Genomic DNA, 26,291 nt, shown 5'->3' on the forward strand with positions numbered 1-26,291 from the left:
GTTTTTTGAGTATCCTATACTCTTGTTCAAACAATTCATTTGATTATTCAGGTTGGAGTGATGAACAAAAAAAAGAAGAAACTAAAAGATTAGAAAATGAGAAGCGGTGGTTTATGCAGGGAACTCTTGTCAATCAAGCTTTTTACGATACATTAATTGCGATTAATCCTGAAACGGCAGAGTATTATTCCAGCAAATCTATACCTCATAGTAAAATAGGAGATTATCATATTGCATTTCCTTTATTGGAAAAGGCGATGGAACTGGATCCAAAAGAGGTTTTGTATTATACTTCATGGTTAATGACCGATTTGTATAAAGATTATGATAGGGCTTTAATTTATCTTAATAAGTATGATGAGTATACTCCCAATAAAACCGATTATGCATGGGGCGAAAATGTAAATTTTTTAAAAGGAGAAGTATTACAGGCTTTAGAAAGGCATCCCGAGGCTATCGTAGAATTTAATAAAGTTGTCGAAGAAGAAAAAGATTATACAAAGGCCATTGTATATATTTATCGCGGAATAAGTTATATACACGAAAAATTATATTCTGAAGCAATTTCAGATTTTGACAAAGCAATTACTATATATGACAAATCTTCTATGGCTTATTATTATAAAGGGATCACATTGTTGAAAACAGGAAATAAGGAGGCTGCTATCGATGCGATTAAACTGTCAAAAGAACTTATTAAACAGGGATATAAAGAGTCTGATCCTTATAAAGAAGTGTATAATGAAATTTATCTTATGCAGGTAGAAGATAAACTACAAGAAATCATGAGAGATTAAAAAAAGCGTGTTTAACTTAAACACGCTTTTTTTAATAGAATTTCAAAAGGTCTTATTTTCCCTCTTCTATTTTTATGCCTAATTTGGTCATTACTTTTTTGGTAAGGTCATAGTTAGGATCTATATATGCCAAACCACTTGTTGTAATAGTAAACACTTGAGTATAACTTTCAGTTTTTGCAACTTCTTCAAGCGCTTTACCTATTTTTTGATACAAAGGTTGTAATAATTTATTCTGTTCTAATTGAACTAACTGAGAACCATTTTGACGAAATTTTGCAATGTCATTTTCTAGTGTAATGATTTCTTCTTGTTTTGTCTTTTTCATTGGCTCTGTGAAAGAAGCAACCTTTTCTTGATAATCTTTAACTTTGGCTTGATATTCATCAACCTTTATCTTTAGTTCTCCTTCCAGTTTTTCATTATATGCCTTTAAATCCTCTTGAACTTTCGTTAACTCAGGCATTTTAGAAAGAATAAACTCAGTGTCTACAGTTCCTGTTTTTGATTGAGCACTTAATTGAAAACTTACAACAAGTACTAATATTGATAATATTAACTTTTTCATTCGATTTTTGTTTACTGATTTTTAAACTTTTGCAAATATATAAGGTCTATGACAATATCTATACCAATCCTTATTTTTTTGAAAAAATTATTCTTCATATAACTGACCACGATGCGGTTTTAAAGCGTCACGTACTTTCTTCATTTCGGATTCTATTACCACCAAATATGCTATACTATACATTTCATTTATATCTAGACATCCAGTAACGTTAAATGACAATTTTTTTGCCAAAATATATTCCTTGAGATGAATTTCATGATGTTGGGCCGTTTGCTTCGCATTTGGCCCTCTAAACTCCCAAATTAACTTTAGTTTTCTTTCCATTAGAAATCTTTATATTATTTTCAAATTATAAAGTCTACTATTCTTTTGTTTGAAACCCAGCATAGCATATAAATGTATTGCAGCTTTTTTTTCATCTTCTGTAAACAAATAGATTTCAGAGAGTCCGGCTTTCACACCTTCGTCGATTAATTTAGAAATTAACTGTTTGCCAATACCTTTCCCACGATATCCAATATCTACAACTACATCTTCTATCCAACCCTTATGTCCAGAAATTACTTTATACATGCACATAGATGCTATCCCTACTATTTTGTTATTTTCTTGATAGCAGGCAAAAATAAGCGGGTTGTTTTGATTAAACAGTAATTCTTTTAGTGAAGTTTGTTTTTTATTTGGACTTAATTGCCTAAACAAAGTTTGTATTTGCTTATCAATATCAATATTCCATGATGAATCGTTCAGGATTTTAATCACAAAAGATGCAGTTTTTTGATGATTAATTATTGTCTAATACACTTTTACCTTCTTCGGCAAAGGCTTTAAAATCTTCCATATAAGAATAGGATTGTTTTTTAAAAGCACCAGGCATTAAAAAACCCATTAGTTTCATAAAACCGGCAAATTTAAACTCATTCTTAGATATCCATTTGGTATTTCCGTTAGGAAGTTCTTCAAAATAATTTTCCTGGATATTGTAAACATTCTTGGCGTCAAAAGTAAGGTGCATAGCTTCTGGTAAATCAAGAAGTGTGATGGTTTCTATCATCTCAATTTCTTTTTTTCCCATTTTATATGTTAATTTTGAAGTTGCACCGGTTTTTCCTTTTTCTCCACTTAAATGTTCCATGCTTACAAATCCTTTTTGCCAGTGTTGTATGTTTTCTTCGCTGTCAAATTTTGCAACTACTTCATTACGAGGTAATTTTATCTCAATGTCCAGTGTGTACTCCATGATTTTGTTTTGTCTGTTAGGTTATTTAGTGGATTACAATATACGTAGAACCTAAAAAAATTAAAAGTTAATACTAAGTGAAGACATTGCTTCGTTTGAAAAGTAGCTTGTAAAACATCTTAATATTATTATTTTTGTCCGGTTTAGGGACTTGATCACAACAAATTATGCACAAAAAGTCAGTATTGTTTTTTTTAGGGGTTCTCTTTTTTACTTTGACAACAGCACAACACAAAGAAGAGGTGTTGCTTTCAATAGCCGATTCACCCGTTTACCTTTCTGAATTTAAGAGGATTTATCTTAAAAATATTGATTTGGTAAAAGATGATTCTCAAAAAGATGTGGATGAATATCTTGAATTGTTTGTCAATTATAAGTTAAAACTGAAAGAAGCCAAGGCTCTTGGGCTTGATAAGAAAGAATCTTATATAAAAGAGTTAGAAGGGTATAAAGAACAACTCGCTGCAAATTATCTTACAGATACAAAGGCTTCTGATGCTCTTATAAAAGAAGCGTACAATCGCTCTTTAGAACGGGTAAAAGCAAGACATATCTTAATAATGGTAAAGCCTAATGCTAGTGCAAAGGATACTGCAATTGCTTATCAAAAGATAGTAAACATAAAAGACGAGATTGATAAAGGTGGAGATTTTGAGGTTATTGCCAAAGAATATAGCGAGGATCCATCGGTAGTTAAAAACGGAGGTCAACTAGGTTGGTTCTCTGCATTTAGAATGGTATATCCTTTTGAAAGCGCTGCATATAATACCCAGGTTGGTGCTGTTTCAGATCCTTTTAGGACACAATTTGGATATCATATCCTTCAAGTAGAAGAGCGCGAAAAAAAGTTAGGAGATGTTTCTGTTGCTCATATTATGATTGCAGTTAATGAGAGCCGCACCGAACAGGAGGCAGAAATTAGAATAAAAGAAGTTAAACAACAATTAGATCAAGGGGTTTCTTTTTCTTCTTTAGCAAAACAATACAGTGATGATCCTAGTACGGCCATAGATGGTGGTAAAATAAGACGTTTTGGACAAGGAGCATTGAATTCGGAAAAATTCGAAAAAACAGCATTTGATCTTCAGAAAAAAGGAGAGCTTTCTGCACCAATTAAAACAAAATACGGTTGGCATATTATTAAACTATTAGAAAAACATCCTCCAAAGACCTATGAGGAACAAAAAACAGAACTTACCAACAAGGTAAAAAGAGACAGTAGATCCAAGCTAGTAACAAAATCATTTATTAATTCGCTCAAAAAGAAATATTCAATTTCAAAAAATGAAGAAGGCATTGCTTACTTTAAGAAATTGATATCCAATGAAAACCCAGTAGATGAATTGAATAACTGGAACGGTGAGCAAGATAAAGTACTGTTCAAGATCAAAGAAAAATCATATATATATAAAGACTTTGTGGTTTTTATTCTCCCCGAAATAATGAAGTTTCATCCAAAGAAAGTTGTTCCCTCGTTTATTGATCAAATGTATGATAAATTCGAATCATCTAGTTTGCTTAACTATTATGAAGAACATCTAGAGGAGGATAACCAAGATTACGCCAATATCATTGGTGAATATCGAGATGGGTTACTTCTTTTTGATCTTATGGATACTGAGATATGGAACACTTCAAAAACAGATTCGATAACGCTTAGAAATTTCTATGAAGAGCGAAAAGAGAATTACTATCAAAATGAAACCTATAGGGTTCTAAAAGCTTCTTCGGCAAGAAGAGATATAATTAATAAAGTAAAACAGTTGCTTGAAAAAGGTGAGTCTATTTCAGAAATCAAAAAAGAAGTAAATAAAGGTGATATTGTTTTAGTAATTTTTTCTGAAGAAGAATGGGTTAAAGGAGTCGATGAATTGCCAAAAGGATTTTCTGCAAAAAAATCAGAATTAACAATTACTGAAGAAGATAATTTTGTCACTTTGATTATGGTAAAAGAAATATTACCTTCAAGAATTAGAACCTTCGAAGAAATAAAGGGTGAAATTATAAATGATTTTCAAGAAACCAGAGAGCGTAATTGGCTTTCCGAATTGAGAGAAAAATATCCTGTTAAAGTAAATCAAAAAACACTTAAAAGGGTTAAAAAAGAATTATTAAAATAGATGAGATACTTCACATTTATAATACTATTACCAGCGTTGGTTTCATGCAATAAGTTTGGTAATCAAATGCAAAAAGAAACGGTAGCACGAGTAAATGAAACCTACTTGTATAAGGAAGATATAAAAGATTTGGTGCCAGAAAATACTTCAAAGGAAGATAGCACCAACATTGTTAATAATTATATTAACTCTTGGGCTACGCGACAGTTATTCATTGACCAGGCCAAAAGAAACCTAACCGAAGAGGAGTTAAAAGAATTTGATGAACTCGTAGAGAATTATCAAAGTACGCTCTATATCAATGCCTATAAAAATGCAGTAATTAATAAATCTATTGATATGGAGGTGACAAAAGAAGATTTGGAGTCCTATTATAATCAAAATTTAGAAAATTTTAATCTTAATGAGGAATTAGTAAAAATACGTTACTTACATTTGCCACCAAAATATGGAGATATTGTTGCAACACAGCGACAATTAAATCGTTTTAATGAAGAAGATGTAGATGAACTAACGTTGAAAAAAGAAGAATATGTTGCATATTCTTTAAATGATTCAACTTGGGTTAAATTAGACCAGGTTTTGAATAAAATACCAATTCTAAAAAAACAAGATCGATCAAAGCTCTTAAGAAGTGGTAAGTATATGCAGCTAAGAGATTCTACTGGGGTTTTTATGGTTAAGATAAAGGACGTTCTAAAAAGAAAAGAACAGGCTCCGCTAGAGTATATAAAACCTACCATAAGACAAATTATATTAAATAAAAGAAAGCTAGAGCTGGTAAAGAAAATCGAAAAAGACATTACAAAAGATGCAGTTGAGAACAAACAATTTGAAGTCTATAATTAAAGCCATTATATTTTTCATGGTACTTATAATTGGTGCCGATACAACATTACATGCACAAGAAATTATTGAAGATGTAGAAAACACCAATGTTGTTGTGAAAAATGACACAATAAACAATGTGATAGCAGATTCTTTGCAGGTGGTAAAAGAGCCTGTTAAAGCTCCTTTTCAAAGAGTAAAAATAGATGGTGTCGCTGCTGTAATTGGTGAGAGCGTAATATTGGATAGCGATATTGATATTGCCTATCAACAGTTAATAAGTGAAGGTGTTTCAGCAGGTGATGTTAGTCTTTGCGAATTGGCAGGAAGCTTGTTCGAAAATAAGTTATACGCTCATCATGCAGTACAAGATAGTATAGAGGTAAGAGATGCCGAAGTGAACTCTATGGTTGATCAACAGCTAAACTATATGACCAGAGAATTAGGGACTATAGACAAAGTTCTTAGGTTTTATAAAAAAGATAACGTTCAGGATTTCAGAAAAGAACTTTTTGAGATTAACAAATCGAATAGATTATCAGAACGAATGAGAACAAAAATTATCGATGGGATAGAAATTACTCCAGAAGAAATAAGAGAATTTTTTGATGATATTCCCAAAGATGAAAGACCTCTTTTTGGTACCGAAATTGAATTGGCACAAATTGTAATTGAACCAGAAATTTCTCAAGAAGAAGAGCAGAAGGTAATTGATCGTTTAAACCAGTTTAGAGAAGATATTGTTGAAAGGGGGAGTAGCTTTGCTACCAAGGCCGTTTTGTATTCCCAGGATCCAGGTTCTAAGTCTACAGGTGGTAAGTATACATTGGACCGACAAACGAACTTTGCAAAAGAGTTTAAAGATGTAGCTTTTAGTCTACAAGAAGGAGAAGTTAGTGAGCCTTTCAAAACAGATTTTGGGTGGCATATTGTAAAAGTTGATAAAATACGTGGAGAAGAAATAGATGTAAGGCATATACTCCTTACACCAGAAGTTACAAGAGTAAGCATTGAAAAAGCCAAAAAGCTAATAGACTCTCTACGAACAAGCATCGTTTCTGGGAGTATAGATTTTAAAGAAGCTGCTCGAAAATTTAGCGACGAAAAAGAAACCAAAGAAGACGGTGGGCAATTAATAAACCCTACTACCGGAGATACTCATTTTGAACTTACCAAAATAGACCCTATATTGTATGATCAGGTTTCCAAATTAAAAACAAATGAAGTTTCATTGGTGATTCCTGACCAAGATCGTCAAGGTAAAAGAAAATTTAAGCTCATAACCGTACTTAATAGATATGATGAGCATATTGCAGATTATTCTCAAGACTATCTTAAGATTCAGGAGTTAGCTCTTAGAAAAAAGCAAATAGATGCTATTCGTAAGTGGCAAAATGAAAAAATAATGGATACCTATGTAAAGATTAATGGAGAGTATAGGGATTGTGAGTATAGTGGTAACTGGTTAAAAAAAGAAAAATAGTATGTCAGACGACGTAGCAGCCGTAGAAAAACTAGTAAAAAAACATTCCGAACTCAAAAAAGAAATTGCCAAAATAATTATTGGGCAAGAAAAAGTTATCGATCAGATACTTATCTCTATTTTTTCTGGAGGCCATGCGTTGTTAATTGGTGTTCCTGGGTTGGCCAAAACGTTAATGGTTAATACTATTTCACAAGCACTTGGCTTAGACTTCAAACGAATTCAATTTACTCCTGATCTTATGCCAAGTGATATCCTGGGGAGTGAGATTCTTGATGAATCCAGACATTTTAAGTTTATTAAAGGTCCCGTATTTTCAAATATCATTTTGGCAGATGAGATTAACCGTACACCTCCCAAAACCCAGGCTGCTTTACTTGAAGCAATGCAAGAAAGAGCAGTTACAGTAGCAGGACATCATTATAAATTGGATTTACCGTATTTCGTTCTCGCTACACAAAACCCAATAGAACAAGAAGGTACATATCCATTACCAGAGGCACAACTTGATAGATTCATGTTTGCCATAGAATTGAAATACCCTAGCTTTCAAGAAGAAGTTGAAGTGGTGAAAAGTACAACGGGCGATACAACTCAAAAAGTTAATCCGTTATTTACAGCGCAGGAAATTATAGATTTTCAGCATCTTATTAGACGAATACCTGTAGCCGATAATGTGATAGAGTATGCTGTTAGTATGGTAGGGAAAACAAGGCCAAACGGTGATACAGCTACAGAATTAGTGAAAAACTATATTGATTGGGGAGCCGGACCAAGAGCTTCTCAAAACTTAATTCTGGCAGCCAAGGCTAATGCGGCTATCAAAGGGAAATTCTCTCCAGATATAGAAGATGTTCAGTCTGTTGCTACAGGAATCTTAAGACACCGTATCATCAAAAATTATAAGGCGGAAGCAGAAGGAGTAAGTGTAGAAGAAGTAATCAACAGCCTGTTTTAGTTTGAAATACTAAAAAAATCATTAATTCTTATTTACCGTTAAACCCTTTTTCTTTTTCATAGTCTAATTAGATGAATAACAATAATTATTTATTTAATAAAGACATATTATATGAAAAGTATTTTGGTCGCCATGGCAATGATCATTTCAATGACATTCTCATTATCTGCGCAAACTGGCGAAGCGCATTCGAAAAATAAAGGATTAAAAAAAGAGTTTTATCAGAGCCTTTCTGAAGATCAAAAAGCCGAACTGGATGATTTGAGACAAGTAAAGAAGAATCATAAATCTGATATGGAAGCTACCTTCACCGAAGATCAACTAGCAATAATAAATGATGAGAGCCTCTCAAAAAGAGAACGAAGAAAAGCTTTAATGCCAACATTAAGCGAGGAGCAAAGAGAGATGAGAAAAAATCATAAAGAATTAATGAAGGCTAAAAACGAAGAATTTAAATCCAAGCTTACGGATGCGCAGCTCGAAGAATATGAAGGGCTAAGAAAAAAACAAAAACATGGCAAAAAAGGGAAAAGAGGTAAAAGAGATCATTAATATGTAAGTAGATATTGATTTAAGAAAAAAGTGAAGTAACAACTTCACTTTTGTTTTTTTGAACAATATTTGATGTTTTTTTGTCAAATTCTTATGATTTGCTATAACGTTTTCGTAGTTCGAAATCCTAAGGCCGCATTTTCTTATATGTTTTTTTATTGATTTTATAGAATTTACAAATCTAATTTATCGATTTACAGAAATGAAGGGGCTAATTTTTTGAAAAATGCAAAAACATCCGAATAAGACTATTCATTTAATAAAATCCTTTAAAATTCGTATTTTCGCAGGGCTCGAAAAGCCCCGAAATTTATAGTTAACATTGAAAGAATTCTATTATTTAGTATATGAACAATTATAACGATTACATCAAGGAGATCGAAGAAAGAAAATCTCAAGGGTTACACCCCAAACCAATTGATGGAGCCAAGTTATTAAGCGAAATTATTTCGCAAATCAAAGATAAGGATAACGCACATAGAAAAGATTCTCTTAACTTTTTTATTTATAACACTTTACCTGGTACAACAAGTGCAGCTGGGGTAAAAGCTAAATTTTTAAAAGAAATTATTCTTGGTGAATCTATTGTTGAAGAGATTTCACCTGCTTTTGCATTTGAGCAATTATCTCATATGAAAGGAGGTCCTTCAATAGAAGTGTTATTAGATTTAGCTTTAGGGAATGATGAAGATATTTCTCAAGAAGCAGCAAAAGTTTTGAAATCTCAGGTTTTTCTTTACGAAGCAGATACAGAACGTTTAGAAAAAGCTTATAAAACGGGAAGTACTATAGCCAAGGATATTATTGAAAGCTACGCCAAAGCGGAGTTCTTCACGAAACTACCAGAGATTGATGAAGAGATTGAGGTGGTAACTTATATTGCCGGTGTAGGTGATATTTCAACAGATTTACTTTCTCCAGGTGCCGATGCTCACTCAAGATCAGATCGTGAATTGCATGGCCAGTGTATCTTTGAGCACAACAAAGAAATGCAAAAAGAAGTTTTGACTTTAAAAGAACAGCACCCAGATAAACGTATCATGTTAATTGCCGAAAAAGGAACAATGGGTGTTGGATCTTCAAGAATGTCTGGGGTAAACAATGTAGCTTTATGGACAGGTATTTCTTCTAGTCCCTATGTGCCATTTATTAATATTGCTCCTGTAATTGCGGGTACAAATGGAATTGCACCAATTTTCTTAACTACCGTTGGTGTAACAGGCGGTATAGGTATCGATCTTAAAAACTGGGTAAAGCAAAAAGATGCCGATGGGAATACGATTGTTGACGAAGATGGAGAACCAGTTTTAAAGCAAGAATATTCTGTAGATACAGGAACTGTACTTACTATTAATACAAAGACAAAGAAGTTATATAACGGAGACAAAGAATTAAAAGATATTTCGGCAGCATTAACTCCTCAAAAAATGGAGTTTATTAGAGCAGGTGGTTCTTATGCGGTTGTTTTCGGTAAAAAATTACAAACATTTGCTGCTAAAACTTTAGGAATAGAGGTTCCTCAGGTATATGCCGCTTCAAAAGAGATTTCTATTGAAGGACAAGGTTTGACAGCAGTAGAAAAAATCTTCAATGAAAATGCAGTAGGAACTACACCTGGTAAAACCTTGCATGCTGGTTCTAATGTACGTGTTGAAGTAAATATAGTAGGTTCTCAAGATACAACGGGATTAATGACTTCGCAAGAGTTAGAAATGATGGCAGCTACTGTTGTTTCCCCAATCGTTGACGCAGGTTATCAATCAGGATGCCATACTGCTTCTGTATGGGATGATAAGTCAAAGGCCAACATTCCTAGATTAATGAAGTTTATGAATGACTTCGGGTTGATTACAGCTCGAGATCCTAAAGGAGTGTACCATGCAATGACTGATGTAATTCACAAAGTTCTAAATGATATTACAATTGACGATTGGGCTATCATTATTGGTGGAGACTCTCATACACGCATGTCAAAAGGTGTTGCTTTTGGAGCAGATTCGGGAACAGTTGCCTTGGCTTTGGCTACAGGTGAGGCTACGATGCCAATCCCACAATCTGTAAAAGTAACTTTTAAAGGAGACATGAAAAGTTATATGGACTTCCGTGATGTAGTTCATGCAACACAACAACAAATGCTAAAGCAATTTGGTGGTGAAAACGTGTTTCAAGGAAGAATCATTGAGGTACACATAGGTACATTAACTTCAGATCAAGCTTTTACATTTACAGATTGGACTGCAGAGATGAAAGCGAAAGCTTCGATCTGTATTTCAGAGGATGAAACTCTAATCGAATCATTGGAAATTGCTAGAAATCGTATCCAAATCATGATTGAAAAAGGAATGGATAACGAAAAGCAAATGCTACAAGGTTTAGTAGATAAAGCAAATGCTAGAATTCAGGAGGTAAAGACCGGTGTTAAACCAGCCTTAAAACCTGATGCCGATGCAAAATATTATGCCGAGGTTGTTATTGATTTAGATGAGATAGCAGAGCCAATGATTGCTGATCCGGATGTGAATAACGAAGATGTTTCCAAACGTTATACACACGATACCATAAGGCCATTATCTTATTATGGAGGTACTAAAAAAGTAGACTTAGGATTTGTAGGGTCATGTATGGTACATAAAGGAGATATGAAAATTTTAGCTCAAATGTTAAAGAACATTGAATCGCAAGAGGGTAAAGTAGAATTTAATGCTCCTCTAGTTGTGGCTCCACCAACTTACAACATTGTAGATGAGTTAAAAGAAGAAGGAGATTGGGAAGTGCTGCAAAAGTATTCAGGATTTGAGTTTGATGATAATGCACCAAAGGGTCTAGCACGAACTAAATATGAAAACATGTTATATTTAGAGCGTCCAGGGTGTAACTTGTGTATGGGGAACCAGGAAAAAGCTGAGCCAGGAGATACGGTAATGGCTACTTCGACTCGTTTATTCCAGGGAAGAGTAGTAAAAGACTCTGGTGAGAAAAAAGGAGAATCCTTATTGTCTTCTACTCCGGTAGTAGTATTATCTACAATTTTAGGTAGAACTCCTACCATAGAAGAATATGAAGCTGCTGTTGATGGTATTGTATTAACAAAATTCAAACCCTCTCAAAAACAGCTAGTTATATAATCAAAGATGTATTATGATAACTTAAAAGCCTTGGTATAGCTAATACTAAGGCTTTTTTTGTAGTTGTAATTAGAGGTATTTCAGTTTTCTTAGTCATGGTATATTTCGTATCTTAGAATACTAAAAATAAAATAACTGTAAAATATATAAAAGTCCTATGGCATTCGATATTGAAATGATAAAAAAGGTCTACAGTCAAGTGGCAGATCGTGTTAATGCAGCACGTAAAGTTACAGGTAAGCCTTTAACCCTAGCAGAGAAAATTTTATATTCCCACCTTTGGGATGGTAAGGCAGAAACAGCTTTCGTAAGAGGAAAAGATTATGTTGATTTTGCTCCTGACCGAATAGCATGTCAGGATGCAACAGCACAAATGGCGCTATTACAATTTATGCAAGCTGGAAAAAACAAAGTTGCTGTGCCTACTACGGTACATTGTGATCATTTAATTCAAGCAAAAGTTGGTGCAGATAAAGATTTGCAATCTGCTTTAAACACTAGTAGTGAGGTGTTTAATTTCTTAGAATCGGTTTCAAACAAATACGGAATTGGATTCTGGAAACCAGGAGCTGGTATTATTCATCAAGTAGTTTTAGAAAATTATGCATTTCCGGGAGGAATGATGATCGGTACCGATTCGCATACGGTTAATGCAGGAGGTCTGGGAATGGTTGCAATAGGAGTTGGTGGCGCTGATGCTGTAGATGTAATGGCAGGAATGCCTTGGGAATTGAAGTTTCCAAAATTAATAGGAGTTAGGCTAACGGGTAAATTATCAGGTTGGACGGCCCCAAAAGATGTGATTTTAAAAGTAGCAGAAATCCTTACAGTAAAAGGAGGGACCGGAGCTATTGTAGAATATTTCGGCCCAGGTGCAACAGCAATGTCTTGTACAGGTAAAGGTACAATTTGTAATATGGGTGCAGAGATTGGTGCTACAACTTCTACCTTCGGTTATGACGAATCTATGGAACGCTATTTACGTGCCACAGATCGAGCTGAAGTAGCTGATGCGGCCAATGCAGTAAAAGAACATCTTACAGGAGATGCAGAAGTATATACTAATCCAGAACAGTATTTTGATCAGGTAATTGATATTAATTTATCTGAATTAGGACCATTATTGAATGGACCATTTACTCCAGATTTATCTACAGAGGTTGGTGCTACAATGACAGAAAAAGCCAAAGCCAACGATTGGCCAATTGTTGTAGAATGGGGATTAATAGGGTCTTGTACCAATTCTTCTTATGAGGATTTATCCAGAGCTTCTTCGATTGCGCAACAAGCGATTGACAAAGGCTTAAAAATGAAGGCAGAGTTAGGTATCAATCCTGGTTCTGAGCAAGTGCGTTTTACAGCTGAAAGAGATGGCCTTCTGGATATTTTTGAAAAATTAGATGCAAAAATATTTACCAATGCTTGTGGTCCTTGTATAGGACAATGGGCTAGGTATAGCGATCCAAAAAATGCACCAAAAAATAGTATTGTTCATTCTTTTAATAGAAACTTTGCCAAGCGTGCAGATGGTAACCCTAATACACATGCTTTTGTTGCCTCACCAGAATTAACCGCCGCAATTGCTGTTGCTGGAAGATTAGATTTTAATCCAATAACAGATAAATTAATTAATGAAGAAGGCCAGGAAGTAATGTTTGATGAGCCTACAGGTTGGGAATTACCGCCAAAAGGTTTTCAGGTTGAAGATGCTGGGTATCTTGCCCCGGTAGAAGACGGTTCTAAAGTTGAGGTTGTTGTGGATCCTAATTCAGAACGTTTAGAATTGCTCACACCTTTTGAACCAATTGGGGATGAAATTAAAGGTGCCAAGTTATTGATTAAGGCTTTTGGTAAATGTACTACCGATCATATTTCTATGGCAGGTCCTTGGTTGAGATACAGAGGACATTTGGATAATATTTCTAATAACTGTTTGATAGGAGCAGTAAACGCTTATAACAAGAAAACAAACTTTGTAAAGAATCAATTAAATGGTGAATACGACGGAGTACCAAATGTACAAAGAGTATATAAAGCTGAAGGCGTGCCTACCATAGTAGTTGGCGATCATAATTATGGAGAAGGATCTTCTCGTGAACATGCAGCTATGGAGCCAAGACACTTAGGTGTTGTGGCGGTTATTGTAAAGTCATTTGCGCGAATCCACGAAACGAACTTGAAGAAACAAGGAATGTTGGGATTGACTTTTGATAATGAGAATGATTATGACCTAATACAAGAAGATGATACGTTCAACTTCTTGGATCTTGATCAATTTGCGCCAAATAAACAGCTTACCCTGGAGATTGTACATACAGATGGTTCGAAAGATACAATCAAACTAAATCACACGTATAATGATTCTCAAATCGAGTGGTTTAAAGAAGGATCTGCTTTAAATCTAATTAAAAAGCAAAACGCTTAATAGATATTAAACTTATTTCATACCAAAAACTCCCAGACTTAAAACATTGGGAGTTTTTTTATATGGTGAATGTAAGGTTCGTTAATGTTTTACGACACAAAAATTAACTAACATCTAAACACAATCATCATGAGTGCTATCTGGTTCTTTGAGGATGCAAATCTCTTTAAGGTATTGTGTCCTCATAAATTCAAAAAATATAAAAAAGATCATGATTTTGATGCGTATCGAAAAAATGATTATATCTATTTTGAAGAAGACTCTGCCAACAAGGTTTACTTGATCGAAAAAGGAAAGGTGAAAATAGGATATTACTCCGAAGAAGGGCAAGAGGTTATTAAGGCGATACTTACCAGAGGGGAAATTTTTGGAGAAAAAGCAATACTAGGAGAAAACAAAAGAACAGAATTTGCACAGTCATTGGATAATACTACTTCTATCTGTCCTATTGGTGTAGAAACAATGCATAGTCTAATGAGAGATAATCAATCTTTCAGCCTTAAAATTTATAAGTTTATAGGATTACGTTTTAGAAAACTAGAACGAAGATTGCAATTATTACTTTTTAAAGATACCAAAACAAGATTACTGGAGTTTTTTGACGAACTTAAAGAGGATTATGGACATTGTTGCCCACACACAGGCGATATGGTTATCGAGCATCCCTATACCCAAAAAGATATAGCAAACCTAATAGGTACATCTAGACCTACCCTAAATATAATAATGAACGAGCTTAAGGGGTCTAATATCATTGACTTTAATAGAAAAGAAATTCGCTTAAAAAATGTTGCTTAGTGTTAGGTAGCTAACATTTAAAAAAAATCATTGTCAATACCTTTATCATCTAATAATCATAAAAAGCAAAAGCAATGTTTAAAAAATTAGTTGTAGGGGTCTTAGCAATAGGTTTTATTGCAGTCTCCTGTAGTGATGATGATGATAACATAACAACCGCAAATGCGGGAACAATATCCGGAGGACCTTTCAGTTTTGATGTTGATGGTGAACCTGATATGGTAAGTGGAATCACATTGGATGCAACAGATGCCGTTGGTGAAGGTAGAACATGGATTATTACTGATGATCAGGGAAATATTCTTGGATTACCTCCAACACTAGAAGCGGTTGAAGGTGTCGATTTTGATGAAGCAGGAGCGGGAACTTGTCTAATTTGGTATGCACGCTATAATGGTACTATAACAGGATTGGAAATGGGAATGAATGCCAATAATGTAACCGGGGATTTTGATCTTTCAAACTCATTAGAAGTAATTCGTAATCAAGTTGTAAATGCAGGTAGAATATCGGGCGGGCCATTTGAGTTTTCTGTAGCCGATGGAGAGGCCGATATGGTGAGCGGTATTACGTTGGACGATACAAATGCCTTTGGAGATAATAGTACTTGGGTAATTACTGATGATCAGGGAAATATTTTAGGATTACCTCCAACACTTGAAGCTGTAGAAGGTGTAGATTTTGATGGAGCCGGAGATGGTACTTGTTTAATCTGGTATGCGCGTTATAACGGTACAATTACTGGATTAGAAATGGGTATGAATGCAAATGATGTAACGGGTGAATTTGATCTCTCAAATGCCATTGAAGTGGTGCGTAATCAAGTTGCCAATGCTGGAGCGATTTCTGGGGGGCCTTTTACTTTTGATGTAGGAGACGGAATGCCAGATATGGCTTCGGGAATTACATTGGATTCAACTGATGCCTTTGGAGAAAATAGCACCTGGATTATCACAGATGACCAAGGAATGATTTTGGGATTACCAGCAACACTCGAAGCTGTCCAAGGTGTAGATTTTGACGATGCGGGAGATGGTGTCTGTTTAATTTGGTATGCTCGCTATAATGGTACAGTTACTGGATTAGAAGATGGGATGAATGCAAATGATGTTACAGGCGACTTTGCGCTATCCAATGCTATTGAAGTAGTTCGTAATCAAGTGGCAAATGCAGGGACAATTTCTGGAGGACCTTTTACTTTTGATGTCGGAGATGGTACGCCGGATATGGTTTCTGGGATTATGTTGGACTCAACCAATGCCTTTGGAGAAAATAGTACTTGGATTATCACCGATGATCAAGGAATGATTTTAGGGTTGCCAGCGACACTTGAAATGGTAGAAGCGAATGATTTTGATGGTGTCGGAACAGGAGTTTGTTTAATTTGGTATGCTCGTTACAATGGTACAGTTACCGGATTGATGGCTGGTATGAATGCTAATAATGTTACCGGAGATTTCGCCCTTTCAAATTCTATACAAGTAACTCGAAATTAAAATTCTCAACAAATTTATTCATTCGAACTCAATGATTTTCCTCTCTTTGAGAACACAATCAACTTAGTTCGTTGTTTTTTTGTTAGTTTTAAAGCGCAACCCTTGGTTGCGCTTTATTAATTTATAGATTTGTCAAAAAAATAAACTTGAGTTTAATTACGAATAAATGAAATTCAATAAAAAAAATATATCGAACCTGATTTTTGTAATCCTATTGGTGTTATTTTTTATTCCAAATACAAGAGGAATGATGCAAATATTCTTAACTAGAATCTTTTCATTTAGTCCTGAAATAACTACCGTAGAAGAAAGGCAAAAGGTAGCTTCATATGACTGGAAACTGCATGGTGTTAATACAGAATCAATGAATTTTGATACAGCAAAAGGTAAGGTAGTTTTGCTTAACTATTGGGCAACTTGGTGTCCACCATGTATTGCAGAAATGCCTTCATTGCAAAAATTGTATAATGATTATAAAGATAAGGTTGTATTTGTGTTTTTAACTGAAGATGATGACCCTGAACTAAATAAATTCATGGAAGATAAAAATTACAACTATCCCATATATAGATCATTGTCTGCACACCCTCAGCCATTTACGCATAAGCCTATTCCAGGAACATATGTTTTGGATAAAAGTGGCAATATTGTTGTTTACAAAAGAGGTGCCGCCAATTGGAATAGTTCTAAAGTAAGAGAAACACTTGATAATTTGCTCGCTGAATAAGTAAAAATTAGTTCTTGAAATACTTAAAAGGAACCACCAGCATACCAAAGCATTCTCCTTTCTCCTTTCCAAGATTTTTATGGTGTATTTTGTGTGCTCTTCTTACCCCTTTGGCATACCAATTATTAGCATTTCTGAACAATTTGAACCGCTGATGGATAAAGATATCATGAACAATAAAATAGGCAATACCATATGCTAATATACCAAGACCAATTGGGATACCTACCCAAAATGTATTTGGGTTGTGAAACAAAATACAAGACATGCTTACGATTGCATAGAATACAAAGAAAAAATCATTACGTTCCCACCAGCTGTTATGATCTTTATGATGATGATCTTTGTGCAAAGACCATAAAAAACCATGCATCACATACTTATGAGTAAACCAAGCCATAAATTCCATAATCGAAAATGCAGCAAAGAATGTCAAGATTTGAATAAATAACTTCACAGGAAAAATTTTATACAAAAATACGGTTAAATTAAGTTTAATCGATAATCAAAATACGATTTTGCCAATAATCCAAATTTTTGATAATTAGGAACTCGAATACGAGTATTTTTTATTTCCAAAGATGGGGTTTTTTTTAGCTTATTTAGAAGCTTTTTATAATATATGAATGCGGTATAGACACCAAATTTGGCTTCAACAGGAAGTTTTAAAATACCTGTGAGTCCTTTATCGAAATCTTCTTCGATTTCTTTTATGATTCTTAATTTCGAATCTTCGTCAAGCTGTCTTAAGTCTGTATTTGGAAAATAGGTACGGTTTAAGTCTTCATAATCTGCTTTAAGATCTCTTAAGAAATTAACTTTTTGAAAGGCCGATCCAAGATGCATGGCACTATCTTTTAATTCATTATATCTAGTTTCATCGCCTTTTACAAATACCTTTAAGCACATTAATCCAACTACATCTGCAGAACCATATATATATTCTTTATATTCTTCATCAGTTAAATAATTGGTTTTATAAAGATCCAAACGCATACTTTTCATAAATGCCTCGTACAATTCTGATTGGATATTATACTTATGAACCGTTTGTTGAAAGGAATTAAGTATAGGGTTAAGACTAATCTTGTTTTTAATGGCTTTATACATTTCCTCTTCAAAATCATTAAAAAGTTTCTCCTTATCATAATCGTGAAATGTATCAACGATTTCATCAGCAAATCTTACAAAACCATATATGTTATAAATATCTTGACGTATAGATTCTGATAGCATTTTGGATGCTAACGAAAAGGATGTGCTATAAGAATTGGTAACAATTTTACTACAATTATAGGATACAGTATCAAAGATAGCCTTCATAAAATAGGGTTTTAGAATTTATTGCGTTTGTTGTTGGTTGGTTATGTGGTAACGAGTTTTAATTCTTTTGATTTATTAAATTGAGCATCAATCAATCCGGCAACCAGTTTTCCAGAAATTAATGATGGTGGTACGCCTGGTCCCGGAACTGTAAGTTGTCCTGTAAAAAATAAATTTTGAACCTTTTTACTTTTCAACTTGGGTCTAAGAAATGCAGTTTGGAGCAATGTATTTGCCATTCCGTAGGCATTTCCTTTATATGAATTATATTCTTTAATAAAGTCTTTAACACAAAAGGACTCTTTAAAGATAATATTATTTTTAACATTTTGACCCGTAATGTTCTCAAAACGAGTTATGATTTTATCAAAATAGATTTCTCGTAATTGATCGGTGTCTTCAATTCCTGGAGCAAGTGGAATAAGGAAAAAACCATTTTCACACCCTTCTGGAGCAGTTGAAGAATCTGTTAACGAAGTGAAATTTGCATAAAAAAGTGGATCCTCTGGCCACTTGGGATTATCATAAATATCTTGAGCATGCGCATCAAAATCGGTGTCAAAAAACAGATTATGATGATTGATGTTTTTTAGCTTTTTACTAAAACCTACATAAAATAGGAGGGATGATGGAGCAAAAGTTTTGTTTTCCCAGTATTTTTCAGAGTATTGACGATATTGAGGGGCTAACAAAGTTTCTCCATGATGATAATCGGCTCCGCACAAAATAATATCTGCACTAATTTCTTCAGAATTGACAATAATACCTGTTGTTATTCCTTTTTCAACATTAATCTTTTCGACAACGGCATTGGTATGAATAGTAACGCCTATAGATTTAGCCAATTCTTCCATCCCTTGTATTACTCTATACATACCACCTTTTGGATGCCAGGTTCCTAGTCCAAAATCTGCATAATTCATAAAACTGTAGAAAGCAGGGGTGTTACTAGGTTTGGCTCCCAAAAACAAAACAGGGAACTCAAGTATTTTAATTAGTTTTTCGTTCTTGAATTCTTTTTTTACCTCACGAGAAATGGTGCTGAAAAATTGACCTAAGCGTTGTATGGTCTCTTTGGTAATCAATTCTAATGGAGAAACACCAGGTCGATAAACCAGGTTTTTAATAGCTATATCATAATTGTCACGTGCCGTTTTGATAAACTTTTTAAGTTTTAATGAACTTCCGCTTTCTTCTGCTTCAAAAGCCTCATAAATCTTTTCAAGAGTGTCTTCAATTTTAATATACTCCTTGTTCTTAAAAAATACTTTGTAGGCTGGATTAAGCTTTTCCAGCCTATAGAAATCGGATGCTGATTTTCCGAAATCATTAAAAAAACTTTCAAAAACGTCGGGCATCCAATACCAGGATGGACCTATATCAAAAGTAAATCCTTCACGAAGTAATTGTCTAGCTCTACCACCAACAGTTGTATTTTTTTCATATATGTTTACATCATACCCTAACTGAGCTAGATAACAAGATGCAGAAAGCGAGGAAAAACCTGAGCCAATAATTGCTATTTTTTTTGACATAATTTGACTTAGAAAGTTTACAAATCAGAGATTAGTGTACTTATAGAATCAAAATAACGATGATTTGAAGCACTAGTTTTAGAAATATGCATGATTTGCTTACCGAGCATCCAAAATTCACTTGTTCTTTCAGAACAGACGATTTTGTTAAAATCTTCTACATATTTTAGGATGTTGTCTTTCTCGGGTTTTATAGTAAAATAAGATACGAATACCGTGCGATCATGAAAAGAAAGCATTGTGGGTAAGCTATCAAGAGGGATGCTTGGTCCTAAATAAATAGCTCTATATCCATGCAATAAGATTTCATAATTAACATATAGCAAACCCAATTCGTGTATCTCATTTTCTGGTAAGAATAATACAAATGCCTTGTCTTTTTTTGTGGGTTTTGAGTATTGTAGTTTCTCTATATTGAGAAGTAGTTTTTGTTTAATTAAATTAGTAATAAAATGCTCATGAGCCGGATTAATAGTGTCTGTTTGCCAAAGTAAACCTATCTCTTTAAGTAAAGGAATAAATACATCGGTAAATATTTGTCTAAAATTTCTTTTTTGCTCCAACTGTTCATAGGTTCCCAAAAATAACTCCAAATCATAATTCAGCATGGCGATCTTAAATGAGTTAATCGCCTGACTTTTGGTACTGTTATCAGAAACAATACTCCTTACATATTCATTTATTTCTTGTTCATTGAGTTTCGAAATTCTGGATATTTTATAACCGCTATTTACTAAATAAGTAACATTAAGCAATTTTTGAAGATTCTTTAAATTATATGTTCTTATGTTTGTGGTGGTTCGGTTAGGGGTAAGCAAATTGTATCTTTTTTCCCATATCCTTATGGTATGAGCCTTTACCCCGCATAGGTTTTCGAGATCTTTTATGCTGAATGTTTGTTTAATATTGTTCACTTTTTGTTGAAAATTGTTAAACAAAATTAGTTAAAAGAATTTACATATTTTTTCAATATTTGTTAAAATACTTGTTTTTTTTGTTAAAAAACCTGGATTTTGGATTAAAAGCATAAAAAACTTATGCGTCAAGGGAATAGGTTTTTTTATATAAAGAGCATTTCTTACTTCCTGAAAACGAATGTTTTTCACAGAAAGAAACAATCTGCTGTTTGTGAAAAACATGTCAGAATTTCTGCTAGTATGAACCGAAATAAAGTGATCATGGGATATACATTAATGTTGAACTTTCCTTTGTTGTTTTATGTACTTTCTAATAGCTGGTTGTACTTCGTCCTTGTATTTTTCCATTTGTTTTTTGGAAAGAACTTTTTCCAATTCTTCATTTTTTAAGTTATTATTTTTTCTTATGCTTTTCATTCTACCAAAAAAATTACTTTCTTTTAGCAGGATCTGAGTAATTGTTTGAGCATATTTTTGGTTGATAGCTTTTATGCTATCAACCTGCTTGTCCTGGAGATCTAATGTTGCAATCATGGTTTTGGTTTGGTAAGCTGCAATTTGGCTTGGATCTGCTTCTTTCTGCGCTTTTGTATTTATTGCTACTGCAAAGATTACAATCATGGTTAATGTAATTCTTGTATTGATCATAACTACTTTTGTTAATTAAACTTGATTTTTCTGAACCATATGTCTTTGAGACTTAGGTTGATATTAATCAGATTGAAATTTTCTTCGATTAGGATGCCTTCTACAGCTCCTCTTTGACCATTAGTGAATGAGATGTTTAACATGGATGTCCCTCTTCTGTTTATTGGCAATCCTATTCCAGCAGAAAAGCTATAATTATCAATTACTTTATTATTTACTTTTAAATATCCCGAATCATAATTTAGGCCTGCTCGAAATTCAATGTTTTGCCAATACTTAAGTCCTCTTTCTCGAGCTCGATACTGTGCTCCCAAGCTTATTAATGACTGATCAATAAATCTTCCTATATCGTCTCTTTGATTAGTAAAACTCCAGAAGTTTCTTTTGTAATCAGCATTAAAAGTAAATCCATTTATAGGTTTAGAACTTACTCCAAACCCTATTTCCAATGGTAATTTGAAGTTTGATATGTTTAAGTTTTCTTCGTCTTCAACAATAACTCCAACAAAGTCAAGGCTTTTATTTACAAATCGATCTTGGGTGCCATTTAAAGATGTTGGGAAATCGGTAGTAAGACCAATAGAATATTTGTTGTTCATATCAAATTGAAATCCAAAACCAAATCTAAATCCTCTATAATAATTTTCTTCTTCTATAGTGAGGAATGAAGTATTGATTAGAACGCTTTCGGTTTCTCTGATAGATCCAAACAAATAAGAAGCACTTACTCCAACTCTAAAATTATCGAATAAACGGTACCCATAATTTAATTTAAAATCATTTAGACCACCTGACCCTGTAACATTGCTTATAAAACTATCTTGGGATCCTTCAACATTACTTTCTATGCCAATAAGAGAATACCCTACATCGGTAAAAGGGACTATTGATAATCCAACTCCCGATCTTTCGTTTAAGCTGAATGCCATGGCAAGATTTGAAAAATTTGCAGAAAGTCGTAGCTCATCTTTACTGCTATTTTCAATTGTATTTAATTCCCCCAAAAAACCGATGTCTAATAAAAAGCTTTTCTCTGAAATAGCTGAAAAAGTAGCCGGATTATAATTGTTGATCATATTTGGATCATTAAGAGCAATACCGCTTCTTCCCAAACCACTGTTCTTACCGATGTTAGAATTTGACTGAACTCCTAAACCAAATAGAGAGTAAGGAGATCCTGTAAGATTATTGGTTTGTGAATAGATGCCTCCGGTAAATAGAAGAATCAACATAATTGCACTAAAGTTATTCTTCTTCATCGTAGATAGCATATGTAATAATTAGTTTAGCTGCAAAATCGTTGCTGTTTTCTCCTTCGAGCACAATTCGATCTACTGTGTTGTTAAAGTCTAAAGGGAATAAAATGATAGCATTATCTATCTCGGGAGCTTCAGATAATTCATTTTCTAAATGAACGCCAACTTCTACTTCATAAGTAATTTCATTGAACTCCCTGTCGTTTTCATTTATATTAGCGAAAACTTCCCCTGCACCATTAAATAATTGGCTTCCAATAATGTTATTTTGATCAGAGTTGTTTACAGAAAGCGAGTCTTTTATGGGTAAAAAATCGGTAAAAGTACTTGGAGGGGGTTTTATTTTTAAGGTGGCGTCCAAAATTGTTCCCGTTCCGGGAATCTCTGATATTTTCTTGATTGTTGGAAATTGTATCCGGGTAACCATTCCCACTCCTGCTTGAATATAACTTCTGTTATTAGCTTCATCTGAAGGAAGATTTATTTCTTGATCTGTAAGCGCATTAAAAAAAGTACCTTCTGTATTACTTTGAATATTGTTAAAATAAGTTGGAAAAGAAGGAGTAGAGTTGATGACCAGGTCAAATGTCTGTTCATTGTCTTCAAATTCTCCACGAATCGTATAAAAGAAACGTAAATAACTTTGTGTACCATCGACAGAAAAACCTATAATAGAAGAATCATCTGTGTTGCCTGGCTGCAGTGCAAAACCTTTTAGTTCATTGCGTACTTCATTTTCATCATTTACATCTCCTTTTTGAATTTTATCAAATAATTCTTGCCCCACTACGATTGGTATCGGGATATATAATGAATCTTCATCGGTGGGTTCTGGAAGGAAATTTATTGTTGAGATCGGTATTTCGTCAAAGGCGATAGAACTTGTGTTAAAAAAAGCATCTTCATTTGGTCTTACTTCATCTTTTAATAGATGTACATTTATAGAAGACGTCTTCGTCGTGTCGCTGTACGAATATCCGTCGTAGTTTAAAATTAATGCTATGCTGTCCAACTCTGCATCGTCGTCAATAGAATAGTTGGTGGGTAATAATTCCATGTAACTTTCAGATCTTGTTATTCCAAATATGGAGTCTCTATATTGTCCTATCAAAATGCGATTGGAAGATGAGGTAATAATGCTGTCAAATTTGTATGTAGATAGCTCTACCGTAAAAGTATCTATAGAGATGATCCTTACATTAGAATTGGTAAAGTCTTGACCTACTTCAAGAGTAGGGATGTCTTCTCTTTCAGAACAGGAAACTACAAAAAGAAATAAACAAAAAAGGAAAAGAAAAGATTTCATAGGCGCCCACTAATTTTTATACAAAAAAAGATCAGATGCCTACGCTATGAAATTAAATTATACTTATAATCAAATTACATAGACCAATCATTACTTTTTATCTATAAGAAGGGTATCACGAAATTGATAGACAGAAAAAACTATTTTGTCGATAGACTTTTTATTCCTGTATATCTTTTTTTTTAAGGCAAACAAGGTTAAATACTTTTACGAAAAAATAGCAAATGCAACGTCATTTTAATTTTATTATTTTGGTATTTGGAACGGTAAATATTATATGGAGTCAAAACCCAAATAATGAACTCGCAGGGTTTGAATATATCACAGTACCAGATTTGGGCGATGCAAGTGTCGAAAAATACAGCCTTAGTTTTAATTTGGGTAAGAAATTCAAAAAAAGAGCGGTTTTAGGATTGGGAATTTTCTATGATTATCATGAATTTACGTATACCAATGCTTCATTAAACTTTGATACCGGGCCATATGTGGACTTTCACACAATAAAAACCAAGTTGTTTTTTAAATATTTTATTGATACATCTTGGTCTGCTAATGTGATGTTTGCTCCTTTGTTATCTTCTAATTTTGAAGAAAGTATAAGTAGCGAAGATGTAATATTAAGTTCTGCGATAACCTTATCAAAAAGTTGGAAGACTAAAGCTGGTTCTGCATTGCTTACTTTTGGAGTCGGATACGGACCTGCTTTTGGAAAACCACAATTGATACCGGTAGTTTCGTTTAAAAGTAAGATTGACGAAACATGGAGCTATTCCCTTGGGTCTCCAAAAACTACCATCAATTATAGAATTAACCCACGACATAGCGTTTCGGCAGTAGTAGGTTTTAACGGGTTGTTTGGGAATGTCTCTTCAACAACAAATATTCCTGAGATTGGTCTTATTGATAACACCAAATTACAATATAATTCTTTGGATACGGGTATCAATTATCTGTACCGTATACAACCTAACTGGACTACAATAGTTAAACTTGGGTATTCTCCATGGAATCAACTTAAAATTCTGGATAATGAAAATAATGAAATATATGATTTTGAGCCTAACGGTTCTGTATTTATATCTATGGGATTAAAGTATAATTTAAACAAATAAATAATGAAGATGAATAGTAAAATAAAGCAATGCTCATTAGCTAAAATGAAAGTACTTTTTGGGTTTTTTGTTGTAATCTTTGGTATAAGTTGTTCTGGCGACGACGACGACGATGATAAATTGGGGAATTGGGTGGATAGCTCTGTTTTTGATGGAACTCCTAGAAGCAGTGCAGTAGCATTTACAATTGGAAATAAAGGGTATATGGGTACTGGTTTCGATGGGGATGACTATCTCAAGGATTTTTGGGTTTATGACCTCGAGGGTAATTTTTGGAGTCAACTTTCAGATTTTTCTGGTAGCGCCAGAAGTGCTGGAGTGGCTTTTACATCCAATGAAAATGGATACATAGGTTTAGGTTTTGATGGGGATAACGAACTAGGGGATTTTTATAGATATAATACCACAACAAATGTTTGGGATTCTATAGCTGGGTTTCCTGGGACTCCTCGAAGAGGAGCAGTCGCCTTTAATTCTGAAACCTTGGGATACGTAGGAACCGGATTTGATGGAGATAATGATAAAAAGGATTTCTGGAAATATTCTCCTCAAACTGATAGCTGGCAAGAAATTGTAGGCTTTGGAGGTGATAAAAGAAGAGAAGCCGTAACCTTTACTATAGGAGATAAAGTATATATGGGTACTGGTATATCTAATGGGTTAAATCAAGACGATTTTTGGGTTTTTGATTTCAATACCGAAATGTGGAGCCCTTTGACCGATCTGGACACAGATGATTATGATATTACTCGAAGCAATGCTGTGGCTTTTGCTATAGGTGATCGTGGGTATATTGCATGCGGCGATGGTGGTATAGGCGCAACAGATTCGGTTTGGGAGTATAACCCCAATACAGATTTTTGGGAAGAAAAAACATCTTTTGAAGGAACAACAAGGCAAGATGCTGTCGCATTTTATAATGGAACCAGGGCATTTGTGGCTTTAGGAAGAAGTGGTAACCTTTATTTAGACGATAATTGGGAATTTCGACCTTTTGAAGAAGAAGACGAAGATGATTGAGTAAGACTGTTTTATTTGTTTGTTTGATTGTTGTCGGATAGCTCCAAAACCTTA

At 33.9% G+C, this 26,291-nt stretch carries 24 protein-coding genes; 13 read left to right on the forward strand and 11 right to left on the reverse strand.

Annotated elements, in window-relative coordinates; genetic code table 11:
* The first annotated feature begins 5 nt into the window (after window positions 1-5).
* Window positions 6-797 carry a tetratricopeptide repeat protein gene (locus tag U6A24_RS16055; RefSeq protein ID WP_324181009.1) on the forward strand — a complete coding sequence of 264 codons (792 nt, stop codon included), beginning with the start codon at window positions 6-8 and terminating at the stop codon, window positions 795-797.
* A 52-nt stretch (window positions 798-849) separates the two neighbouring features.
* On the opposite strand, the gene U6A24_RS16060 is transcribed toward U6A24_RS16055, so the two are convergent.
* From U6A24_RS16060 to U6A24_RS16075, 4 genes are all read right to left on the reverse strand, one after another.
* On the reverse strand, window positions 850-1,365 hold the full coding sequence (locus U6A24_RS16060; protein WP_324181010.1) for an OmpH family outer membrane protein: 516 nt from the start codon (window positions 1,363-1,365) through the stop codon (window positions 850-852).
* A gap of 87 nt (window positions 1,366-1,452) precedes the next feature.
* Window positions 1,453-1,692: a hypothetical protein gene (locus U6A24_RS16065; RefSeq protein ID WP_324181011.1), complete on the reverse strand. Its 240-nt coding sequence runs from the start codon at window positions 1,690-1,692 to the stop codon at window positions 1,453-1,455.
* Window positions 1,693-1,701: 9 nt separating this feature from the next.
* The gene (locus U6A24_RS16070) at window positions 1,702-2,130 is read right to left on the reverse strand and encodes a GNAT family N-acetyltransferase (protein ID WP_324181012.1); all 429 of its coding nucleotides are present in this window, start codon (window positions 2,128-2,130) and stop codon (window positions 1,702-1,704) included.
* A gap of 22 nt (window positions 2,131-2,152) precedes the next feature.
* Complete coding sequence (locus U6A24_RS16075) at window positions 2,153-2,608, reverse strand: SRPBCC family protein (protein WP_324181013.1); 456 nt, start codon at window positions 2,606-2,608, stop codon at window positions 2,153-2,155.
* A 167-nt stretch (window positions 2,609-2,775) separates the two neighbouring features.
* On the opposite strand from U6A24_RS16075, the gene U6A24_RS16080 reads away from it, so the two are divergent.
* The 10 genes from U6A24_RS16080 to U6A24_RS16125 all read left to right on the forward strand — a co-directional run bounded on the left by U6A24_RS16080 (window position 2,776) and on the right by U6A24_RS16125 (window position 17,120).
* Window positions 2,776-4,728 carry a peptidylprolyl isomerase gene (locus U6A24_RS16080; protein ID WP_324181014.1) on the forward strand — a complete coding sequence of 651 codons (1,953 nt, stop codon included), beginning with the start codon at window positions 2,776-2,778 and terminating at the stop codon, window positions 4,726-4,728.
* Complete coding sequence (locus U6A24_RS16085) at window positions 4,729-5,577, forward strand: peptidyl-prolyl cis-trans isomerase (protein ID WP_324181015.1); 849 nt, start codon at window positions 4,729-4,731, stop codon at window positions 5,575-5,577.
* A gap of 16 nt (window positions 5,578-5,593) precedes the next feature.
* On the forward strand, window positions 5,594-7,039 hold the full coding sequence (locus tag U6A24_RS16090; RefSeq protein ID WP_324181016.1) for a peptidylprolyl isomerase: 1,446 nt from the start codon (window positions 5,594-5,596) through the stop codon (window positions 7,037-7,039).
* Window position 7,040: 1 nt separating this feature from the next.
* Entirely contained in the window at window positions 7,041-7,997 is a 957-nt protein-coding gene (locus U6A24_RS16095) for an AAA family ATPase (RefSeq protein WP_324181017.1), read from the forward strand.
* A gap of 111 nt (window positions 7,998-8,108) precedes the next feature.
* On the forward strand, window positions 8,109-8,549 hold the full coding sequence (locus U6A24_RS16100; protein ID WP_324181018.1) for a hypothetical protein: 441 nt from the start codon (window positions 8,109-8,111) through the stop codon (window positions 8,547-8,549).
* Window positions 8,550-8,896: 347 nt separating this feature from the next.
* Window positions 8,897-11,674 carry a bifunctional aconitate hydratase 2/2-methylisocitrate dehydratase gene (locus tag U6A24_RS16105; RefSeq protein WP_324181019.1) on the forward strand — a complete coding sequence of 926 codons (2,778 nt, stop codon included), beginning with the start codon at window positions 8,897-8,899 and terminating at the stop codon, window positions 11,672-11,674.
* Between the two features lie 157 nt (window positions 11,675-11,831).
* Window positions 11,832-14,099: an aconitate hydratase gene (locus U6A24_RS16110; RefSeq protein ID WP_324181020.1), complete on the forward strand. Its 2,268-nt coding sequence runs from the start codon at window positions 11,832-11,834 to the stop codon at window positions 14,097-14,099.
* A gap of 129 nt (window positions 14,100-14,228) precedes the next feature.
* Window positions 14,229-14,897 carry a Crp/Fnr family transcriptional regulator gene (locus U6A24_RS16115; RefSeq protein ID WP_324181021.1) on the forward strand — a complete coding sequence of 223 codons (669 nt, stop codon included), beginning with the start codon at window positions 14,229-14,231 and terminating at the stop codon, window positions 14,895-14,897.
* Between the two features lie 74 nt (window positions 14,898-14,971).
* On the forward strand, window positions 14,972-16,393 hold the full coding sequence (locus U6A24_RS16120; RefSeq protein WP_324181022.1) for a hypothetical protein: 1,422 nt from the start codon (window positions 14,972-14,974) through the stop codon (window positions 16,391-16,393).
* A gap of 166 nt (window positions 16,394-16,559) precedes the next feature.
* Window positions 16,560-17,120: a TlpA family protein disulfide reductase gene (locus U6A24_RS16125; protein WP_324181023.1), complete on the forward strand. Its 561-nt coding sequence runs from the start codon at window positions 16,560-16,562 to the stop codon at window positions 17,118-17,120.
* Between the two features lie 7 nt (window positions 17,121-17,127).
* Here U6A24_RS16125 and U6A24_RS16130 read toward each other — a convergent pair whose 3' ends face one another.
* The 7 genes from U6A24_RS16130 to U6A24_RS16160 form a co-directional block, all read right to left on the reverse strand.
* Window positions 17,128-17,529, reverse strand: a complete 402-nt coding sequence (locus U6A24_RS16130; protein WP_324181139.1) for a sterol desaturase family protein — start codon at window positions 17,527-17,529, stop codon at window positions 17,128-17,130.
* A gap of 74 nt (window positions 17,530-17,603) precedes the next feature.
* Window positions 17,604-18,443: a phytoene/squalene synthase family protein gene (locus U6A24_RS16135; RefSeq protein ID WP_324181024.1), complete on the reverse strand. Its 840-nt coding sequence runs from the start codon at window positions 18,441-18,443 to the stop codon at window positions 17,604-17,606.
* A gap of 41 nt (window positions 18,444-18,484) precedes the next feature.
* Window positions 18,485-19,978: a phytoene desaturase family protein gene (locus U6A24_RS16140; RefSeq protein WP_324181025.1), complete on the reverse strand. Its 1,494-nt coding sequence runs from the start codon at window positions 19,976-19,978 to the stop codon at window positions 18,485-18,487.
* A 17-nt stretch (window positions 19,979-19,995) separates the two neighbouring features.
* On the reverse strand, window positions 19,996-20,892 hold the full coding sequence (locus U6A24_RS16145; RefSeq protein ID WP_324181026.1) for a MerR family transcriptional regulator: 897 nt from the start codon (window positions 20,890-20,892) through the stop codon (window positions 19,996-19,998).
* 276 nt (window positions 20,893-21,168) lie between these two features.
* Window positions 21,169-21,543, reverse strand: a complete 375-nt coding sequence (locus tag U6A24_RS16150; RefSeq protein WP_324181027.1) for a hypothetical protein — start codon at window positions 21,541-21,543, stop codon at window positions 21,169-21,171.
* Between the two features lie 11 nt (window positions 21,544-21,554).
* The gene (locus tag U6A24_RS16155) at window positions 21,555-22,802 is read right to left on the reverse strand and encodes a hypothetical protein (protein ID WP_324181028.1); all 1,248 of its coding nucleotides are present in this window, start codon (window positions 22,800-22,802) and stop codon (window positions 21,555-21,557) included.
* Window positions 22,789-24,105, reverse strand: coding sequence for a DUF4270 family protein (locus U6A24_RS16160; RefSeq protein WP_324181029.1), 1,317 nt, complete (start codon window positions 24,103-24,105; stop codon window positions 22,789-22,791). Before U6A24_RS16160 ends, U6A24_RS16155 begins: the two co-directional genes overlap by 14 nt.
* Window positions 24,106-24,329: 224 nt before the next feature.
* Between U6A24_RS16160 and U6A24_RS16165 the strand changes: the two genes are divergently transcribed.
* Window positions 24,330-25,217 (forward strand): DUF6268 family outer membrane beta-barrel protein, encoded by an 888-nt coding sequence (locus U6A24_RS16165; protein WP_324181030.1) that lies wholly within the window; start codon window positions 24,330-24,332, stop codon window positions 25,215-25,217.
* A 9-nt stretch (window positions 25,218-25,226) separates the two neighbouring features.
* Complete coding sequence (locus tag U6A24_RS16170) at window positions 25,227-26,237, forward strand: Kelch repeat-containing protein (protein WP_324181031.1); 1,011 nt, start codon at window positions 25,227-25,229, stop codon at window positions 26,235-26,237.
* Window positions 26,238-26,291 lie beyond the last annotated feature (54 nt).

Origin of the sequence: Aquimarina gracilis (assembly GCF_035285365.1) — a bacterium.
Taxonomy (GTDB): domain Bacteria; phylum Bacteroidota; class Bacteroidia; order Flavobacteriales; family Flavobacteriaceae; genus Aquimarina; species Aquimarina gracilis.

Coding starts and splice junctions, on each gene's coding strand:
- U6A24_RS16075 (WP_324181013.1), bottom strand. CDS start 2,608: ATGGAGTACACACTGGACATTGAGATAAAATTACCTCGTAATGAAGTA.
- U6A24_RS16095 (WP_324181017.1), top strand. CDS start 7,041: ATGTCAGACGACGTAGCAGCCGTAGAAAAACTAGTAAAAAAACATTCC.
- U6A24_RS16135 (WP_324181024.1), bottom strand. CDS start 18,443: ATGAAGGCTATCTTTGATACTGTATCCTATAATTGTAGTAAAATTGTT.
- U6A24_RS16065 (WP_324181011.1), bottom strand. CDS start 1,692: ATGGAAAGAAAACTAAAGTTAATTTGGGAGTTTAGAGGGCCAAATGCG.
- U6A24_RS16155 (WP_324181028.1), bottom strand. CDS start 22,802: ATGAAGAAGAATAACTTTAGTGCAATTATGTTGATTCTTCTATTTACC.
- U6A24_RS16060 (WP_324181010.1), bottom strand. CDS start 1,365: ATGAAAAAGTTAATATTATCAATATTAGTACTTGTTGTAAGTTTTCAA.
- U6A24_RS16160 (WP_324181029.1), bottom strand. CDS start 24,105: ATGAAATCTTTTCTTTTCCTTTTTTGTTTATTTCTTTTTGTAGTTTCC.
- U6A24_RS16130 (WP_324181139.1), bottom strand. CDS start 17,529: ATGGAATTTATGGCTTGGTTTACTCATAAGTATGTGATGCATGGTTTT.
- U6A24_RS16120 (WP_324181022.1), top strand. CDS start 14,972: ATGTTTAAAAAATTAGTTGTAGGGGTCTTAGCAATAGGTTTTATTGCA.
- U6A24_RS16115 (WP_324181021.1), top strand. CDS start 14,229: ATGAGTGCTATCTGGTTCTTTGAGGATGCAAATCTCTTTAAGGTATTG.
- U6A24_RS16165 (WP_324181030.1), top strand. CDS start 24,330: ATGCAACGTCATTTTAATTTTATTATTTTGGTATTTGGAACGGTAAAT.
- U6A24_RS16150 (WP_324181027.1), bottom strand. CDS start 21,543: ATGATCAATACAAGAATTACATTAACCATGATTGTAATCTTTGCAGTA.
- U6A24_RS16080 (WP_324181014.1), top strand. CDS start 2,776: ATGCACAAAAAGTCAGTATTGTTTTTTTTAGGGGTTCTCTTTTTTACT.
- U6A24_RS16125 (WP_324181023.1), top strand. CDS start 16,560: ATGAAATTCAATAAAAAAAATATATCGAACCTGATTTTTGTAATCCTA.
- U6A24_RS16110 (WP_324181020.1), top strand. CDS start 11,832: ATGGCATTCGATATTGAAATGATAAAAAAGGTCTACAGTCAAGTGGCA.
- U6A24_RS16170 (WP_324181031.1), top strand. CDS start 25,227: ATGAATAGTAAAATAAAGCAATGCTCATTAGCTAAAATGAAAGTACTT.
- U6A24_RS16090 (WP_324181016.1), top strand. CDS start 5,594: ATGGTACTTATAATTGGTGCCGATACAACATTACATGCACAAGAAATT.
- U6A24_RS16085 (WP_324181015.1), top strand. CDS start 4,729: ATGAGATACTTCACATTTATAATACTATTACCAGCGTTGGTTTCATGC.
- U6A24_RS16105 (WP_324181019.1), top strand. CDS start 8,897: ATGAACAATTATAACGATTACATCAAGGAGATCGAAGAAAGAAAATCT.
- U6A24_RS16140 (WP_324181025.1), bottom strand. CDS start 19,978: ATGTCAAAAAAAATAGCAATTATTGGCTCAGGTTTTTCCTCGCTTTCT.
- U6A24_RS16100 (WP_324181018.1), top strand. CDS start 8,109: ATGAAAAGTATTTTGGTCGCCATGGCAATGATCATTTCAATGACATTC.